Here is a 16,948-nt window from a genome sequence, read left to right as displayed (position 1 = left end):
AAATACGCTGTGATGCATAAACTTCGTAATGTTAAGTTAGTTTTGGAAGATGGAACGATCTTCGAAGGAAAGTCATTTGGAAAGGAAAAATCGATTGCTGGTGAGGTTGTCTTTTACACCGCAATGGTAGGATATACCGAAAGCCTTTCTGACCCTTCATATAAAGGACAGATATTGGTTCCGACTTATCCTATGGTAGGGAATTACGGAATCCCTTCGGCTGATCAGCAAGAGGGAGTAGAGAAATTCTATGAATCAGATCGTATCCATGCATCGGGTCTTGTTGTTGCCGATTACACGGATGACTACAGTCACTGGAATGCCGAAAAGAGTTTGGGTGATTGGTTAAAAGAGAACGATGTTCCGGGGATTACTGGTATTGACACTCGTCAGCTAACTAAGATTCTAAGAGAGAAAGGATCGATGAAAGGAAAGATCGAATTTGAAGATCAACCGATCGATTTCTGTGATCCTAACGATGAGAATCTAGCTGCTTTGGTAAGTACCGATGAAGTAATTACCTATGGAAATGGTAATCATAAAGTCGTTCTTGTAGATTGTGGAGTTAAGTATAATATCATCCGTTGTCTACTGAAAAGAGATACTACAGTGATTAGAGTACCGTGGGATTATGATTTCACTCAGATCGATTGCGATGGTATATTTCTTTCAAATGGACCTGGTGATCCAATAAAATGTGAAGCAACGGTTTCTCATATTCGTAAAGCTTTAGATGGAGACACTCCAATTATGGGTATCTGTTTAGGAAACCAGCTTTTAGGACGTGCTGCAGGATGTGAGACGTACAAACTGAAATATGGTCACCGTAGTCACAACCAACCTGTACTGTTAAATGGAACACAACGCTGTTTCATTACCAGTCAGAATCACGGTTATGCGATCAACCAAGATACGCTACCTGAAGAGTGGGAGGAGCTGTTTATCAATGTAAATGATGGAACCAACGAAGGAATACGCCATAAGAGCAAGCCATTCTTCTCTACACAGTTCCACCCAGAAGCTTCTTCTGGACCAGTAGATACAGAGTATCTATTTGATGAATTCATCGAGAGTATCGAGAAAAGCAAAGCGAAGCAATAACCCAAAGACATTACTTTAAGATCATGATTAAGACAGATATCAAAGATAGAGTGAAGAAAGTTATCGTATTAGGTTCCGGAGCCCTTAAAATTGGGGAAGCAGGAGAGTTCGACTACTCTGGTTCACAGGCGTTAAAAGCATTAAAAGAGGAGGGGGTTGAGACCGTTCTTATCAACCCTAACATCGCAACGATCCAAACTTCAGAGGATATTGCAGACAAAGTATATTTCTTGCCTGTAACAGCTGAGTTTGTGGAGAAGGTAATTATTAAAGAGAACCCACAAGGAATACTCTTGGCATTTGGTGGACAGACTGCATTGAACTGTGGTGTGGCACTTTACGAACAAGGTATTCTAGAAAAATATAATGTTGAGGTTGTAGGTACACCTGTACAGGCTATTATCGACACGGAAGATCGCGAGATCTTTGCAGGTATCTTAGGTGAAATAGATGTAGATACCCCTAAAAGTATTGCATGTGAAAATATGGCACAAGCCAAAGTCGCAGCAAAGAAGATTGGCTTCCCATTGATTATTCGTGCTGCCTTTACCCTTGGAGGTATGGGATCAGGATTCTGTAATAATTTTGAGGAGTTAGAGAAACTAGCGAATAATGCATTCTCTTACTCTCCACAGATCCTTGTAGAAGAGTCTTTAAAGGGATGGAAAGAGGTAGAGTATGAAGTGGTTCGTGACCGTTACAACAACTGTATTACGGTGTGTAATATGGAGAACTTTGATCCACTAGGAATCCATACAGGAGAGTCTATCGTTGTCGCTCCATCACAAACACTTACCAATGCCGAGTATCACAAACTGCGTGAGGTGAGTATTCGCATCATCCGCCGTGTAGGTATCGTGGGAGAGTGTAATGTACAGTTTGCTTTAGATCCTAACTCAGAAGAGTATCGTGTGATTGAGGTGAATGCACGTCTATCTCGTTCTTCTGCACTTGCATCAAAAGCAACAGGTTATCCTCTTGCGTTTGTAGCAGCAAAACTTGGACTAGGTTATGGTCTTCATGAGTTGAAAAACTCGGTAACCAAAGAGACAACTGCCTGTTTTGAGCCTGCTCTCGACTACTGTGTTTGTAAGATTCCTCGTTGGGATTTGACTAAATTCTCAGGTGTAGCACAACAGCTTGGATCAAGTATGAAGTCGGTTGGTGAGATCATGTCTATAGGTCGTACCTTCGAAGAGGCGATGCAGAAAGGGCTACGTATGGTAGGTCTTGGGATGCATGGTTTTGTTGGAAATCGTGGTGAGATGGAGATCGATAATATCGACGAAGAGCTACAACGTCCTACTGACCGTCGTGTATTTGCTATTGCAGAGGCATTTCACAAAGGTTACTCCGTAGATAAAGTATGGGAGATGACCCGTATTGATAAGTTCTTCTTAAGTAAACTTCACCATATCTATCAAATGCGTTGTGATTTGATGGAGTATAATGATCTAGCGTCACTAACAAAAGAGATGCTCTTGGATTCGAAGAAACTTGGTTTCTCTGATTTCCAGATTGCTCGTATGGTGTTGAAAGGGGAAACATCAGAGATGCAGGCCGATGCATTGAAAGTACGTGATTATCGTAAAGCATTAAATATTACGCCGTTTGTAAAGCAGATAGATACCCTTGCAGGAGAGTATCCAGCACAAACAAATTACCTATATATGACCTATCATGGTCAGGAACATGATGTAGATTTTGTACAAGACAATAAGTCTGTTCTTGTTCTTGGATCTGGAGCTTATCGTATTGGATCATCTGTCGAATTTGACTGGTGTGGAGTGAATGCGGTAAATACCATCAAAGAACATGGATACCGTTCCATCATGTTGAACTACAATCCAGAGACTGTATCGACGGATTATGACAACTGTGATCGTCTATACTTTGATGAGCTTTCGTTAGAGCGTGTACTCGACGTAAACGATCTAGAGAGCTTGAAAGGGGTCGTGGTTTCTACTGGAGGTCAGATTCCAAATAACTTAGCCATGAAACTTCATGGTCAACAAGTGCCAATCTTAGGTACTTCACCACTGAAGATTGACAATGCCGAGGATCGTCAGAAGTTCTCTGCCATGTTAGATGAGTTAGAGATTGACCAGCCTCGTTGGAAAGAGTTATCTTCAATGGATGAGATCTTCGACTTCGTGGATGAAGTTGGATTCCCAGTATTGGTTCGCCCATCATATGTTCTTTCAGGTGCTGCCATGAATGTGGTGACCGATAAAGACCAGTTGGAAGGCTTCCTACGAATGGCTGCGCATGTTTCGAAAGAGCACCCAGTAGTGGTTTCTGAGTTTATTGAACAAGCCAAAGAGATTGAAGTGGATGCTGTAGCCAAAGATGGAGAGATTGTAGCATATGCTATCTCTGAACACGTAGAGTTTGCTGGTGTTCACTCTGGTGATGCAACTATCGTATTCCCTCCACAGAAGCTCTATGTAGAGACCATCCGTCGAGTGAAACGTATTGCACGTCAGATCGCAAAAGCGTTAGAGATCACTGGACCATTCAATATGCAGTTGTTGGCGAAAGACAACGACATCAAAGTTATTGAGTGTAACCTTCGTGCTTCACGTTCGTTCCCATTCGTTTCGAAAGTGTTGAAAACAAACTTGATTGAGATCGCAACAAAGGCCATGTTAGATGTACCATTCGAGAAGCCAGATAAGTCGCTATTCGAATTGGATTATGTAGGGGTGAAAGCACCACAGTTCTCATTCCACCGTCTACTGAATGCTGACCCTGTTTTGGGTGTTGATATGTCATCTACAGGTGAGGTTGCTTGTCTGGGTGAAAACTTCTACGAGGCGATGTACAAAGCGATGCTTTCGGTTGGATATCGTACGCCAGAGAAGAACATCCTTATCTCATCAGGACCACTAAGAGGAAAAGTGGAGTTGCTGAACAGTGCAAAGATGTTGAAAGAGAGAGGATATAATCTATTTGCTACTGCAGGAACACATAAATTCTTTGCTGAGAATGGGGTAGACTCTGAAATGGTTTACTGGCCAGATGAAGAGCAACATCCAAATGCGATAGACATTATCAAAGACAAGAAGATCGACCTTGTAATCAATATTCCTAAGGATCACACAAAACGTGAGCTTTCGAATGGTTATAACGTACGTCGTAATGCTATTGACTTCAACGTGCCATTGATTACCAATGCCCGTGTAGCAAGTGCATTTATCTACTCATTCTGTAAGCAGGATATCGACAGCGATCTATTGATCAAATCATGGGGTGAATATTAATCGCCCGATAAGACGATATATCATATCAAACGTTCGACCTCCTCTGTAAAAGAGGAGTCGTTCGGTTTGTAATTCAATAAAAAATGAAGTCTATATTCTTTCCGCTAATAATTCCGATTAGAAGCATCTCTTCTTCGTTTAGATATAATACCATTTACTTCTATAAATGAGCTATATTCTTGCGTTCTATTTTGTTTGTCCTTCATTAAAGAGTATCACAGTATACCTTTGGAATCTTAGGAAGTATATGTGTAGAAATAAATCGTATTAGCCAAAGAACACCACTACTCTTTTCGCCTAGTTCTTGTTTAAATATATTTTAAAACCTCTAAGATAATGTCTATTGGTTTGAAAGTACTTGGTTTGTGTTATTGTGGTTAGCTCCCTGCATAATACAATCAAATTCATTTGGGCATAACTTCTTTTACCTGATTGTTTCTATTCCACCACGTGGGGCCTTCATTTAAGACTTCAATATCTTTCTTTATTAGTATCTTTTTCATTTTGGTAAACTTCTTTGGATATTTCATTGATAAATCGGTGGTCTCTCTAGGATCAAGGTCTAAATTATATAGTTGGAACTTTGTTCTTTGAGAATTACTTAAAAGTTTCCAATTGTCAATACGAATAGCTATGCGATATTCATAATTGTTATTTCTCCAGTATATTGTCTCTTTGCGATGAATATCTTTCCCATTAAAGATAGGCATAATGGATGCTCCATCAATAACTCTGTGTTTTGGAAGAGAGATGCCTGCAATATCAAGAAATGTAGGAAATATATCTGATCCGATCACTGGTTCTGCACTCAGAGTACCAGCAGTGATTTTATGGTTACGAATTCCTTCAGGCCAAGAAATAATGCCTGGAACTCTAATTCCTCCTTCATGTGTGTGTCGTTTTCTTCCCCTCAAGCCTCCAGTGCTTCCACGATATCGTTCTTTACCATATATGTTATCACTATTGTTAAATGTTCCATATCCATCTTTCCCTTCTGGTCCATTATCGCTTGTGTACCAGATAAACGTGTTGTCAAAAGCCTTATGTTTCTTTAGAGTATTCACTATTTTACCAACAGCTTCATCAATTTGTGTTATATTCGCTAGGTATTGCTGATAACTCTTGTCCTTTATTTGTGAATAACGTTTGATATATTGGGGATCACTATTTATTGGTCCATGAGGTTCATGAAACCATATCGTAACAAAGAACGGGGTATCCATATCAAGATTATTATCCATCCATTTAATAAATTCGTTGGCAACGATTTGTGCGGAATAGCCTTTCATCTTGCCCATCTTCTTTCCATTTAAGAAAAAGTTCTCAGGATCCTTATGATTAGGACGAGCAACATTACCTGTAGCAAACCAGTAGTCATAACCATACTCTTTCATTGTCGGTTGATTTGTTGTGCCAAGCTTAAAATCTTTATAATGCCCTTTGACTTTTGTTTTAGCTTCAGAATAATAACTCAAATGCCATTTTCCAAAATGAGCCGTTTGATAACCATTTTTTCGCAATAGTTGTGGTAAGGTAACCTCTTCTTTTGGAAGAAAACAATAATGTTTAGGTGGTATCCAAGTGAAAACTCCATTTCGATATGGTGTCCTTCCTGTTAATATTGCTGCTCTTGATGGAGAACAAACGGAGTGCGCCGAATAACAATTAGTTAGTTTTATACCTTCTTCTGCAAGGTTATCTATATGAGGTGTTTTTAGGAATATGTGTCCATATGATTTTAAATCGCCCCACCCTTGATCATCAGTTAGAATTTGAATAAAGTTAGTTCTCTTTGTCTTCCCTTTTAGATCTTGGAAAAAAAGACATAACATTAGTAGAAATATTACCCTTGAATTAGTCATATTAAGGTGTTTTATTATTTGGAATATTGTTGTTTAGCTTACGATTTATTGAGATGTATTCAACTTACAAATTGTGATTTGTTTGGGTATGGAATAATATCTATTAGTGGTGAGAACTAATAGATATTATGATTGAGATATGAGACAATTGACTTTGAATGATTAATTCATATATCCAACTATTCTCACTATTTAATATTTAGTCTAGACTCAATATTTTTTCGATGCTTATTTGGTGGTAATGGTAGTCCTTTTAAATATTGTTCTTCCATAAAACTAACGAGTTTTGTCTTTAACTTAGTAACTTCCTTTTTATGATTTGCAATAATATTATCTCGTTCTGCAATATCATTCTGAATATCGTACAGTTCGTCTTTATTACTAGTGAAGTTCATGATATACTTCATCCCTAATTTTTCATTGTAAATAGCAGCACTTGCAAGTTGTCCTCTTAATTCTCTATTCACAGGATAATACCAAATAAACTCTCTGTTGGGTAATTCTTTCCCTTCAAAAATAGGAAACCATGAATAACTTTCTGTTTTAGTTTCTCTTTTTACTTGTGCAGCATCTAAAATCGTTTCAAATACATCTCCTATATATATTGCTTTGCGATAGGTCGAGGCAGGTAAAGTATGATTATTCCACACCACAAATGCTGGAACTCTTACTCCTCCTTCATATGTCGTATTCTTACCACCATTAAGTGGTGCACATGGAACATCTTCTGTTGTACTACCATTATCTGAATAGAAAATAAACAAAGTGTTTTCATACTCTCCAATTTCTTTTATTTTGTTGACGACTCGACCGATAGATTCATCTACACTCTCAATCATTGCAGCATAAGTAGCATTTGTCTCACTTGTCAATAATTTTCCACCCACATGATTGTCTGTTCTATACGTTGTATCTAATTTATATGCTCTAATTTTCTTCTTATACTTATTAATAACAGATTCTTTAGCCTCCTTATTATTGTGTACAGCATAGTGCCAGAAATTTAGAAAGAATGGCTTATCAGGATCTCTATTTTCAATAATATTGAATGCCTCGTCTGTCAGACGGTCATTCAGATACTCTCCTTCTTTTCCATTTTTATAGAGCCCAGGAATTGCATTTCTTATGTTTCTTGGTGACCCATCTTTATTACAATTATATGGCCAAAAATAAGACCCAGGTCCCCATGATTCTCCGCCTCCAATGTTAATGTCAAAACCTTTATCTTGTGGGTAGGTGTGTTGTTCTGCATTCCCGATATGCCATTTCCCAACATGCCAAGTCTGATAACCGACTTCTTTTAGATATGCAGGTAATAATTTTTTATCTGTAGGAATGTAATGTAGATGATTCCACATGCGCATTGAATAGGGATTTGATCCAGTTAATGCTGATGCTCTTGCAGGAGAACAAATTGGAGCTGAAGTATATGCATTTGTGAATTTTACTCCATCAGAACATAAACGATCTATATGAGGAGTCTCATATATCTGTGCGCCAAAACAACCTAGATCTTTCCATCCCATATCATCAATTAGAAAGAATACAATATTAGGTTGTTTGGGTGGTTGCTTTTTATCGATGGTTTTACCGTTAATATCTCTTACGTATAAAGCAAATAATATGCAGATGACATATTTAACTTTTCTCATATTTGGTAATTATTTAGTGATTGATGATTATTTTCATTCCAAGAGAGCTAAATCTTATGGTTTTATTCATTTAATGGACGCAGAACAAAGGTCCATTTTAATTGATCAGTTATTAGATATCTATATTACAGTTGTTTACATCGCATTGAATATCCTAGTACATTTCAAATATTTACTAATTGTATTCATTGTATATGCAATTAGGGTGTTTTGTGGATAAATTTGCTTATTCAAATATCCAAAACGTATATTGATTCGTACAAAATGATATATGAAGATACATTTGTGTTAAAAAATGAGATAGTAATTGAGTAGGTTTAAGTATATTAAAGTTGGATACAGATACCCAAAAAAACATCAAATGGAAGAGAAGTAGTGCCATTTGTATTAATGAATAAAGAGAGAAACTATTGTCACTTATTCTTTCTTTTTGATTGATCCTGGTATCTATATCGTTATAATTTCACAAATGAAATATTGTGCTAGAATAATTTATGTAAATAATTATTCTCATAGAAAGGTGTTCTTCGCAGGACACCTTTTTTACTTCCATCGAGTAGACAAACCACCGTACTATAGCGAATAATAGACCAATATCAAGGTCGTTTAATCTTATGAAATAGAGACGTGTCATTATGATGAGCTCTTTTTATATGGAGCCTATGATACCATACTGCTTTCCCCTGTCATTCCCCTGACTTCTTTCTATCATTGGTCGAAGTACACTCAAATTTCATTCACCCAAAGCCCTAAATCGATGAATGAACTTCGAGTGAACAATGAGCTACTTTCGAATGAAAGCAGGGGGAGTTAGTATGAAAGTAGTTCTATGGTACGGGTATAACATAGGGGTTTTTATTCATGTAAGTGGACGCATAATCATACATAATCGCACATAAACGTACATAATCATACATGCATCAAAAAAAATAGTATCTGTTGATTAATAAAGAGATAGATTAGATCTACTTCACAACAATAAGGTGGAGAATAAGATGTAACTAAAAAAATATGATTATGGCTTTAATAAAGAAAAACCACATTAGTGGTATCGTCGGTCCAGTTGTGTGTTACCAAGTAAGAGGTAAAGGAGTGATCCGTTCAAGACCACAGCATATCGATCGTAAAACACCGAAACAGTTGGCCCAACGAATGAAAATGAAGTTGACCATAGACTTTCTTCATAATCTACGTGAAATAGTACGTTTGAGCTTTCCTTCTACAAAAGCATTTGTTAATGGTCATGTATTGGCACGTTCGCGAATTCTAAAAACCCCATTTTTAGGAGAATACCCCCACTTGGAGATGAACTATTCTGAGATACTGTTGAGTAGTGACCCTCAGAGTGGGTTAGAAGATATCACCACGACCTATGATGGCGAACATCTGTCGTTACATCTTAAGCTTCACCCTAAATGGGAGAATAAGAAGCTCCCTTTTTATCTTATTCAACAAGCGGAAGAGAGCGATGTCTCTACGAATGTTCATGGTCCTTTTCAATACGATGCAACATGTCAATGTGAATGTATCCTTCCATCTAGAAGCTATTATCGTAGCAACCAGCATTTCTGGTTAATGCTTTTCGATCCCTTACATTCCCATTTCTATGGTAGTTGTTATTTCGAATTATCGATCGATGATACGATGCCACAGACCTTTACTTTTAACAGTTAAGCTGTTTCTTAGACGCGTAGCATTCCTGTGCATTGAGTATAACACGTATTTTATATTGTGAAGCATCGTGAATATAAGGTATTAACGTAGGATAAACTGTGATGATTGATTTTTAAAGAGGTGTGTAGCTTCTTTTGTTATCCATCCTCCAGCAGATAAGACCCCAAGCTTGTAATGACTGTTGAGCGAGAATGGAGTATATTGGTTTATAAATGGAGGTTGTAATGCTATATGAGAAGGGTATGAATTTAAGGTATGATGTATTTGAGTTGGAGAATAAAAAAGGCGAAATGCATGTGCATTTCGCCTTTTGAAATTTAGTTATATATACTGGTAGATTAACCGAACTTTTCGATCTTCTTCATGATAGAGAAGATGAATGAAGCAGCTATTGCACATAGTATGATAAATACGGCCCAAACTTGCCATATCTCAAATCTTTCATACATCCAACTACCTACACCTAAAAGAAGGTTACCAACAGCCGTTGCACCTAACCATGCACCTTGCATGATACCTTGGTACTTTGGAGGTGATACTTTGGAAACGAATGATAGTCCCATTGGGCTTAAGAATAGCTCTGCAAGGGTTAAGATAAAGTAAGTACTTATTAACCACTCTGTACCCACTCTTGCATGATTTGGATCTACTTCGGCAACAGAGAAAGGAGCAAGGTTTAGAGAACCAATAAGCATCACACCAAAAGCAAAAGCTGTAATGATCATACCCATACCAATCTTACGAGGGGCAGTAGGTTCTTTTCCACGTTTGTTTAACCATGCAAAGTATCCCACAACAATAGGTGTTAAGAATACAATCATTGTAGGGTTAAAGTGTTGGAATAGCTCAGGAGAGAATTTATTTACAGCATCGTTGTTGATATAGAACATATAGATTCCAATAACAGATGCAATAAAGATACCTGCTGAGATCATTTGTGCTTTAATATCTTTTCTGTTAACGATGATACTTCTTAGCGAAAGAATTGCAGCAACAATGGTTAGAAGAGACCAGATATTAAATACTAAGAAAGTGGCAGGCCCGACTTCAGTAATGGTATAGTCACGCGCAAAGAAAGATAGTGTCAAACCGTTCTGGTGGAATGCCATCCAGAAGAAGATCACGGTTGCAAATACCAAACCTAAAGCAACAAAACGTTGTTTTGTCTCTTCCGCAGACATTTCAACTACTTCACCAGACTCTTTTGTTTTTACTTTCACATCAGGAAGCATACGCTTAAAGATCATATAGATGATGAATGAGAAGATCATCATGGCACCAGCTACACCAAAAGCATAGTTAAAACCAGTACTATAGGCTGAAAGGTAGTCAGTACAGAATGTTGCAAGATCTACACTTTTCCCCATCATATTATCTGCAATTGTTTGAAGTGCAGAAGTATCTCCAAGTGTTCCTTCTTGGAATTTATGGATCAATGCAGGAAGTTCATCGTTACGAACAAAACCTTGATTTCCAATAAACCAGTTGATCGTTTTTGCTGCTACTGTTGGCGCAAATAATGCACCAATATTGATTCCCATATAGAAAATAGAGAATGCAGAATCACGAAGGTGAGAATATTTTGGGTCATCATAAAGTTGACCTACTACTGCTTGAAGGTTTCCTTTAAATAAGCCATTACCTAAAGCAATTACTCCTAGGGCACCTATTGTAAAGTAAAGAGAGAGACCCGGAATTGACATAAAGATGTATCCAGCCAACATGGTAATAAGTCCCACACTGATGGTCCCTTTGAAGTTTTTTGTTCGGTCGGCAATAATACCACCAACCAATGCCAGACCGTAGATGGCACCGTAGAATCCACTATAGATCGTACCCGCTTCCGTTCCTGTCATTCCATACTTTGCAGTAAGATAATATACCAGGATACCCATCATGGTATAGAATCCAAAACGTTCACCCATGTTTGCGAAGAATGCAACCAAGAGTCCCTTCGGATGATTTTTTAGCATAGCTATTCGTTTAATTAATTTGTTCTAAATAAAATTCCTATTATCACAAATATAATTCTTTTTTTGATACTGTACCATGCAATGATGATGCCCAAAATATGTTATGGGATATTGTAAACATATGATTTTTATTAGTTTGTATACAACAAGTCTTGATATTAAGTAGATTACTATTTGTTGTATCTTTTATTTTATTGTAACTTGTAGTAGAAGTGGGAAAGGTGGAGAGGTAAGCATCGTCTAAATAGATGATTTTTTATGATGATAAATGGTATTACTTATGATATGGTTTTTGTTCTCATATTACTTCCCATGGTTGGTATGAATCAATAAAGATTTAGAATATGAAAATATGGAGGTCACCTCAAATAGAGCAGTGGGATAGAGAGAGCTGTGCGAAACAAAATATCAGTTCTGTTGAACTTATGTATCGAGCTGCTTCTCGTTGGACAACTGCTTTCACTCAAAAGTATTCTTTACGTTATAGATGTATCCTTTTTATTGGTCCAGGAAATAATGGAGGAGATGGATTGGTCGTTGCGATGTTACTAGATAAGCTCGGATATGAGGTAGAGATTGTTGCAGGTGATCAAGAGGTGGCAAAAAGTAAAGATGCACGTTTCTACTATGATGAGGTTAGAGCAATGACTTCCATAAAGATTGTTCATTGGTGCCATTTTGAGAAGGATCAAGATTTCGATAAATCAACGGTTTTAATTGATGGGTTATTTGGAATTGGATTATCTCGTCCTCTTTCTGGAATCTACAAAGATATGGTGTTGTGGGTTAATGGAACTTCTTTACCTATTGCTGCGATAGATATTCCCTCTGGACTATTTGCTGATAAGGAGACACCAAGAGATGCACATATTGTTTGTGCGAACGATACATGGACTTTTGAAATTCCAAAAGCCTCGCTCTTTTTCTCCGAAAATTCGAGGTACGTTGGTAATTTATCAGTGGTTTCTATAGGTCTTAGTCCAGATATGTTAAAGGGGGAGAGTGCTCAATGTGATTATGTCGATATTCAGCTAATCCGAAAGTGGCTTTTTCCTGTTCATTCCTTTTCGCATAAAGGAAGTAAAGGACATGCATTAGTTATTGCTGGTTCGGAAGGGATGATGGGAGCTGCAATATTGGCTGCCAAAGGGGCATTATCAGGAGGTTGTGGATTGGTTACTTCACATATCCCAAACTCATATGAGATATTGATGCATTTGTCATGTCCAGAAGTATTGGTGTCTGTGGATGAGAGTAATGACTGTTTTAGTTCCGTGCCATGTCTAGAACGTTATAGTGCCGTTGCAGTAGGACCTGGATTAGGTCAAGGAAGTTTAACGGTACATGCGTTGGAAACATTGATTGAACAGACCCATGTGCCAATGGTACTCGATGCAGATGCGTTAAATATTATGTCTGAATATCCTGATTTATTGAAGAAACTCCCCAAAGGTTCTATATTGACTCCCCATCCTAAAGAGTTTGAAAGATTATTGGGTGTTTGTGAGAGTAGTTGGGAACGTATAGAAAAGGCTCGGTTTTTGGCTGTCAGGGGGTCGATAAATATTTTGATTAAAGGAAAAAATAGTGTCGTAGTTGATTCTTCAGGGAGGTGGAGTGTAAATGATAGTGGAGGTCCTGTATTATCAAAAGGAGGAAGTGGGGATGTTCTCACTGGCTTGATTGTGTCACTTCTAGCGAATGGTTATGCACCTGATGTAGCATTACGTATGGGGGTTTGGATTCATGGTAAGGCAGGAGATGTTTTTGCTGAAAGAGGAGACAATCAGAGTTTAAATGTTTCTGATCTACCACAGTTTATTGGGGTAGTTTGGGAAAAGTTGGTAAATTCCTCGTCTAAATAATTGGATGAAAAAGAAATAAATAAGAAATTTACGAAAAATAAAGCGTAATAGAATAATATACCTCTTGTTATGAAGACATGTAAATTGTTGGCCTTATTGATGTTTTGTAGTATGCTTACGATAGCTGCTCCAGACAGAAAAAAGGGAGAAGAAGTGGTTGTTCCATATACTAATGGACCAGTCTATGCACTTCCTGCTACAGGGATACGTGTGTATGTTGAAGCGACTTATGATGAGTTTATCCCCGGCCCTTATCACTCATTTGCAAAAGAGTTGTTGAGTATTCCGAATGTGAAGACAAAAGCTTCTGCATCTTGGAAAATTGAACAGGTTCGTTTTGGGTCTTTTGTGACTGCGGATGGATCGCAGTATCATCAGATAAAAAGTGCAGCAGTGGCAGATATTGCTGTAAATTCAGTGGGAATTATTAAAGGGATCAATGGAGAATTTGATGATGAGGTGACGTCATTACCTATGACTCAAAACGAATTTATGCCATTTGAACCAACAGTGATAGATTGGAATGATCGTTCGATTCAAGAGTTTGTTGAGGTGAATGATTCTTTGCCTGATCAATGGACGCTTCTTTCTGAAAAGAGAAAGGCATATGATGCAGCCCATACAATTACAAAGTTGAGAAAACGTCGTTTCCATATGTTGGCATCGGAATATGAGACTGTACCGCCAGATGGAAAAGCTTACGAGATTGTAGTTGCTCAATTGAAAGAGATCGAAGAGAGATATACCGCATTATTTGTTGGGAAACATGTCGTACGACATCGTACCTTTGTTTTTGATGTAGTACCTAACAACTCGCAAGCGGTTGCTTTTCGTTTTGATGCGAGAAAAGGGGTTGTTCCTACAACAGATTTATCAGGAAAACCGATGATGTTGAATGTGGTTGCTGATAGTAATGCAAAAGCGATATTAAATAAGCAAGCTGGAGCTGGTTCAGTGTCTCCTGATGGAATTTACTATCGTATTCCATGTATGGCATCTGTAAGTTTGATGGACGGAACGAAAGTTTTGGCATCTACTACAATGATGGTTGCACAGGAAGGAGTTCGTTTCCCTATGGCACCGAATCATAGCCAGTCGACTCCAAAGTATAAGATTACGATGGATCAGAAGAGTGGGGCTTTGAAATCAGTTGTGTTATTGGAGCAAGAGAAAAAAGAAGAAGATTAAACTTCTATCGATTATAATATTAAAAAGGTTTGTATATATCTTAGGGTATGTATAAACCTTTTTTACTGATCATTGAAAGAATAGATATGAGCAATAAAGAACGTTTAGAGACGATAATATCAAATGTGTGTAATGATAAGTTAGAGGGACTCTATCTACCTCTTGCATTAGAGATGGCACAGTCATTGCAAGTCAGAGAAGAGCAAGAGTTGGAAGATACGGATTTAGAGATGATATCGTCAGGTGTGGTTTATGCTGCTTCAGTCCATTTGTCATTGACAGAAGGCTTGGTTGTGGATGATGAAGCTATTGCTAATGCATTTAGTGTGACAATACCTCAGATGGAGGATATGGCAAATCATCTTTTCCAACTAGAATCTCTGTTGGGAGCATCAGAAGAGGAGCTAGACTTGATGGAACAAGAGGAGACTCCAGTAGTGACAGAAGAGGTTGCTGTTGAGGATGATCTTAAGGAAGATTCATCATTGACAATTAATCGTTTTGCTGTGACATTAACCCCGAAACAGTTATTTGTCGATTTCTTGAATCGTATGGAGGTGAGTGAAACCCCTTTACATATAGAACACTTTAGAAATCAGAGTTCCGTGTACCTTATTGATGATAGTGAAGATGTTCACTTGGGGGCACCAGAGAATTTCTTGGCATCACATGCTGAAAAGATGGTTCAAATGGAGTTGACCAAGGAGTTTGTGGATGCGAAATATTGGCCTACCAATATGGATATAGATCATCTTCTTAGTTGGTTTGACTATAGTATCTCGATTATGGTGACAGACCTTCATGCACCACATCCTTTGTTGCATGATGTAGAGGCCTAGTCCTTTTGTTCTAAAAGTTATATTAACGATGTGTGAAGGGTTACATTTAAATCATTATTTGTGAATTAATCATACTCGTAGTATAGGGCTTTTATTACTTTTACAATTAAACTTATGAATTTAAGATAAAATGAATACTGTACAGAAATCTTTGCGTGATAGCGCAGTCGCAAGATGGTCCGCTTTGCTGATTGTCTCTATAACCATGTTTTGTGGTTATTTTTTTACGGATGTCATGTCTCCATTAAAACCTTTATTAGAGAAGGATTTAGGATGGACTAGTGGTGACTACGGATGGTTTACCAGTGCATATGGTTGGTTCAATGTATTTTTCGGAATGCTATTTATTGGAGGTATTATTCTTGATAAATTTGGCGCTCGTATTGCTGGACTATTGGCATCAGGTTTAATGGTCGTTGGTGCATCGATTAAATATTGGGCTGTTGCATCTGAATTTCCAGAGGGTGCTATGTTGTTGGGACACTCAAAGCAGGTGGCTTTTGCTGCATTAGGATTTGCTATTTTTGGAACTGGTGTTGAGATTATGGGTATTACAGTATCCAAGATCTTGGTACGTTGGTTTAAAGGTTACGAGATGGCTCTCGCGATGGGATTACAGGTAGCTGTAGCACGTATTGGAACGATGTTAGCTATGGCAGCTCCACTACGTATTGTAGATCATTTTGGTACTATATCATCTCCATTGGCTTTCTGTTTGGTTCTATTGATTATCGGGTTTCTTTCATACTTTATCTATATTGTGATGGATAAGAAGTTGGAAGCTTCTATAGAGGTGGAAAAAGATGAAGCTTCGGATGAAGGGTTTTCATTCAAAGATTTGGGGGCAATATTTGCCAATAGAGGTTTCTGGTATATTGCACTTCTTTGTGTATTGTTCTACTCTTCAGTGTTCCCATTCTTAAAGTATGCGACAGATTTCTTTATCAATAAATTTGCAATGACACCTGAAGATGCTGGTGATTTACCAGGTTTATTACCGCTAGGTACTCTGTTCTTGACACCTATCTTTGGTGGTATTTATGACAAATTAGGTAAAGGAGCTACCATGATGATCATTGGTTCGGTTCTTTTAGTCTTTATTCATGGTCTATTTGCGATGGAAGGACTGACAAGTGTTCCTGTCGCGATCACTTTGGTTGTATTATTGGGTGTTGCCTTATCATTGGTGCCTTCAGCAATGTGGCCATCGGTAGCTAAGATTATTCCTGAGAAACAACTAGGAACAGCCTTCTCTATGATCTTCTGGGTACAGAATTGGGGATTGATGGGTGTGCCTCTATTGATTGGATATGTTCTAGAGAAGTATTGTATTTCATCTGAGCCTGGTGCTGATGTTGTTACATATAATTATAATTTACCGATGACTATCTTTATGTGTTTTGGTATTTTAGCAGTGGTATTTGCAGTACTACTAAAAAATGCGGATCGCAAAAAAGGATATGGATTGGAGCTTCCTAACGATAAGCACTAGTCGATATCTTGTAGATTAAGATATATTAAAGAGAGGGAG

10 protein-coding genes are annotated in these 16,948 nt (G+C 37.9%); 7 read left to right on the top strand and 3 right to left on the bottom strand.

All coding sequences use genetic code 11. The features are described 5' to 3' along the window. Nucleotides 1-12: 12 nt before the first annotated feature. Both carA and carB read left to right on the top strand, forming a co-directional pair. Nucleotides 13-1,101 carry a glutamine-hydrolyzing carbamoyl-phosphate synthase small subunit gene (gene carA, locus K5X82_08355; GenBank protein QZT38895.1) on the top strand — a complete coding sequence of 363 codons (1,089 nt, stop codon included), beginning with the start codon at nt 13-15 and terminating at the stop codon, nt 1,099-1,101. Between the two features lie 38 nt (nt 1,102-1,139). Continuing rightward, the gene (carB, locus tag K5X82_08350) at nt 1,140-4,364 is read left to right on the top strand and encodes a carbamoyl-phosphate synthase (glutamine-hydrolyzing) large subunit (protein ID QZT39102.1); all 3,225 of its coding nucleotides are present in this window, start codon (nt 1,140-1,142) and stop codon (nt 4,362-4,364) included. A 404-nt stretch (nt 4,365-4,768) separates the two neighbouring features. Here the strand turns inward: carB and K5X82_08345 are convergent, their stop codons facing one another. Together K5X82_08345 and K5X82_08340 are read right to left on the bottom strand one after the other, a co-directional pair. Then, nucleotides 4,769-6,226: a sulfatase-like hydrolase/transferase gene (locus K5X82_08345; protein QZT38894.1), complete on the bottom strand. Its 1,458-nt coding sequence runs from the start codon at nt 6,224-6,226 to the stop codon at nt 4,769-4,771. Nucleotides 6,227-6,414: 188 nt separating this feature from the next. After that, nucleotides 6,415-7,878: a sulfatase-like hydrolase/transferase gene (locus K5X82_08340; GenBank protein ID QZT38893.1), complete on the bottom strand. Its 1,464-nt coding sequence runs from the start codon at nt 7,876-7,878 to the stop codon at nt 6,415-6,417. Between the two features lie 1,017 nt (nt 7,879-8,895). On the opposite strand from K5X82_08340, the gene K5X82_08335 reads away from it, so the two are divergent. Further along, the gene (locus K5X82_08335; GenBank protein ID QZT38892.1) at nt 8,896-9,552 is read left to right on the top strand and encodes a DUF6266 family protein; all 657 of its coding nucleotides are present in this window, start codon (nt 8,896-8,898) and stop codon (nt 9,550-9,552) included. 338 nt (nt 9,553-9,890) lie between these two features. Here the strand turns inward: K5X82_08335 and K5X82_08330 are convergent, their stop codons facing one another. Continuing rightward, a complete protein-coding gene (locus K5X82_08330; protein QZT38891.1) occupies nt 9,891-11,525 on the bottom strand; it encodes a peptide MFS transporter in 1,635 nt (544 codons plus the stop codon). 344 nt (nt 11,526-11,869) lie between these two features. Between K5X82_08330 and K5X82_08325 the strand changes: the two genes are divergently transcribed. The 4 genes from K5X82_08325 (at nt 11,870) to K5X82_08310 (ending at nt 16,909) form a co-directional block, all read left to right on the top strand. Beyond that, a complete protein-coding gene (locus tag K5X82_08325) occupies nt 11,870-13,390 on the top strand; it encodes an NAD(P)H-hydrate dehydratase (GenBank protein ID QZT38890.1) in 1,521 nt (506 codons plus the stop codon). A gap of 69 nt (nt 13,391-13,459) precedes the next feature. After that, nucleotides 13,460-14,578, top strand: a complete 1,119-nt coding sequence (locus K5X82_08320) for a DUF4831 family protein (protein QZT38889.1) — start codon at nt 13,460-13,462, stop codon at nt 14,576-14,578. Between the two features lie 86 nt (nt 14,579-14,664). Continuing rightward, nucleotides 14,665-15,417 carry a hypothetical protein gene (locus K5X82_08315; GenBank protein QZT38888.1) on the top strand — a complete coding sequence of 251 codons (753 nt, stop codon included), beginning with the start codon at nt 14,665-14,667 and terminating at the stop codon, nt 15,415-15,417. A gap of 130 nt (nt 15,418-15,547) precedes the next feature. After that, nucleotides 15,548-16,909 carry an MFS transporter gene (locus tag K5X82_08310; GenBank protein ID QZT38887.1) on the top strand — a complete coding sequence of 454 codons (1,362 nt, stop codon included), beginning with the start codon at nt 15,548-15,550 and terminating at the stop codon, nt 16,907-16,909. Nucleotides 16,910-16,948 lie beyond the last annotated feature (39 nt).

Source organism: Prolixibacteraceae bacterium (assembly GCA_019856515.1).
In the GTDB taxonomy this organism is placed as follows: domain Bacteria; phylum Bacteroidota; class Bacteroidia; order Bacteroidales; family Prolixibacteraceae; genus Halosquirtibacter; species Halosquirtibacter xylanolyticus.
The sequence above is the reverse complement of the archived record's forward strand: the minus strand, read 5'-3'. Positions and strand labels throughout refer to the sequence as shown.

Excerpts from the sequence above, each read along its gene's own strand:
- carA (QZT38895.1), top strand. The coding sequence starts at position 13 with ATGCATAAACTTCGTAATGTTAAGTTAGTTTTGGAAGATGGAACGATC.
- K5X82_08345 (QZT38894.1), bottom strand. The coding sequence starts at position 6,226 with ATGACTAATTCAAGGGTAATATTTCTACTAATGTTATGTCTTTTTTTC.
- K5X82_08340 (QZT38893.1), bottom strand. The coding sequence starts at position 7,878 with ATGAGAAAAGTTAAATATGTCATCTGCATATTATTTGCTTTATACGTA.
- K5X82_08335 (QZT38892.1), top strand. The coding sequence starts at position 8,896 with ATGGCTTTAATAAAGAAAAACCACATTAGTGGTATCGTCGGTCCAGTT.
- K5X82_08330 (QZT38891.1), bottom strand. The coding sequence starts at position 11,525 with ATGCTAAAAAATCATCCGAAGGGACTCTTGGTTGCATTCTTCGCAAAC.
- K5X82_08325 (QZT38890.1), top strand. The coding sequence starts at position 11,870 with ATGAAAATATGGAGGTCACCTCAAATAGAGCAGTGGGATAGAGAGAGC.
- K5X82_08320 (QZT38889.1), top strand. The coding sequence starts at position 13,460 with ATGAAGACATGTAAATTGTTGGCCTTATTGATGTTTTGTAGTATGCTT.
- K5X82_08315 (QZT38888.1), top strand. The coding sequence starts at position 14,665 with ATGAGCAATAAAGAACGTTTAGAGACGATAATATCAAATGTGTGTAAT.
- K5X82_08310 (QZT38887.1), top strand. The coding sequence starts at position 15,548 with ATGAATACTGTACAGAAATCTTTGCGTGATAGCGCAGTCGCAAGATGG.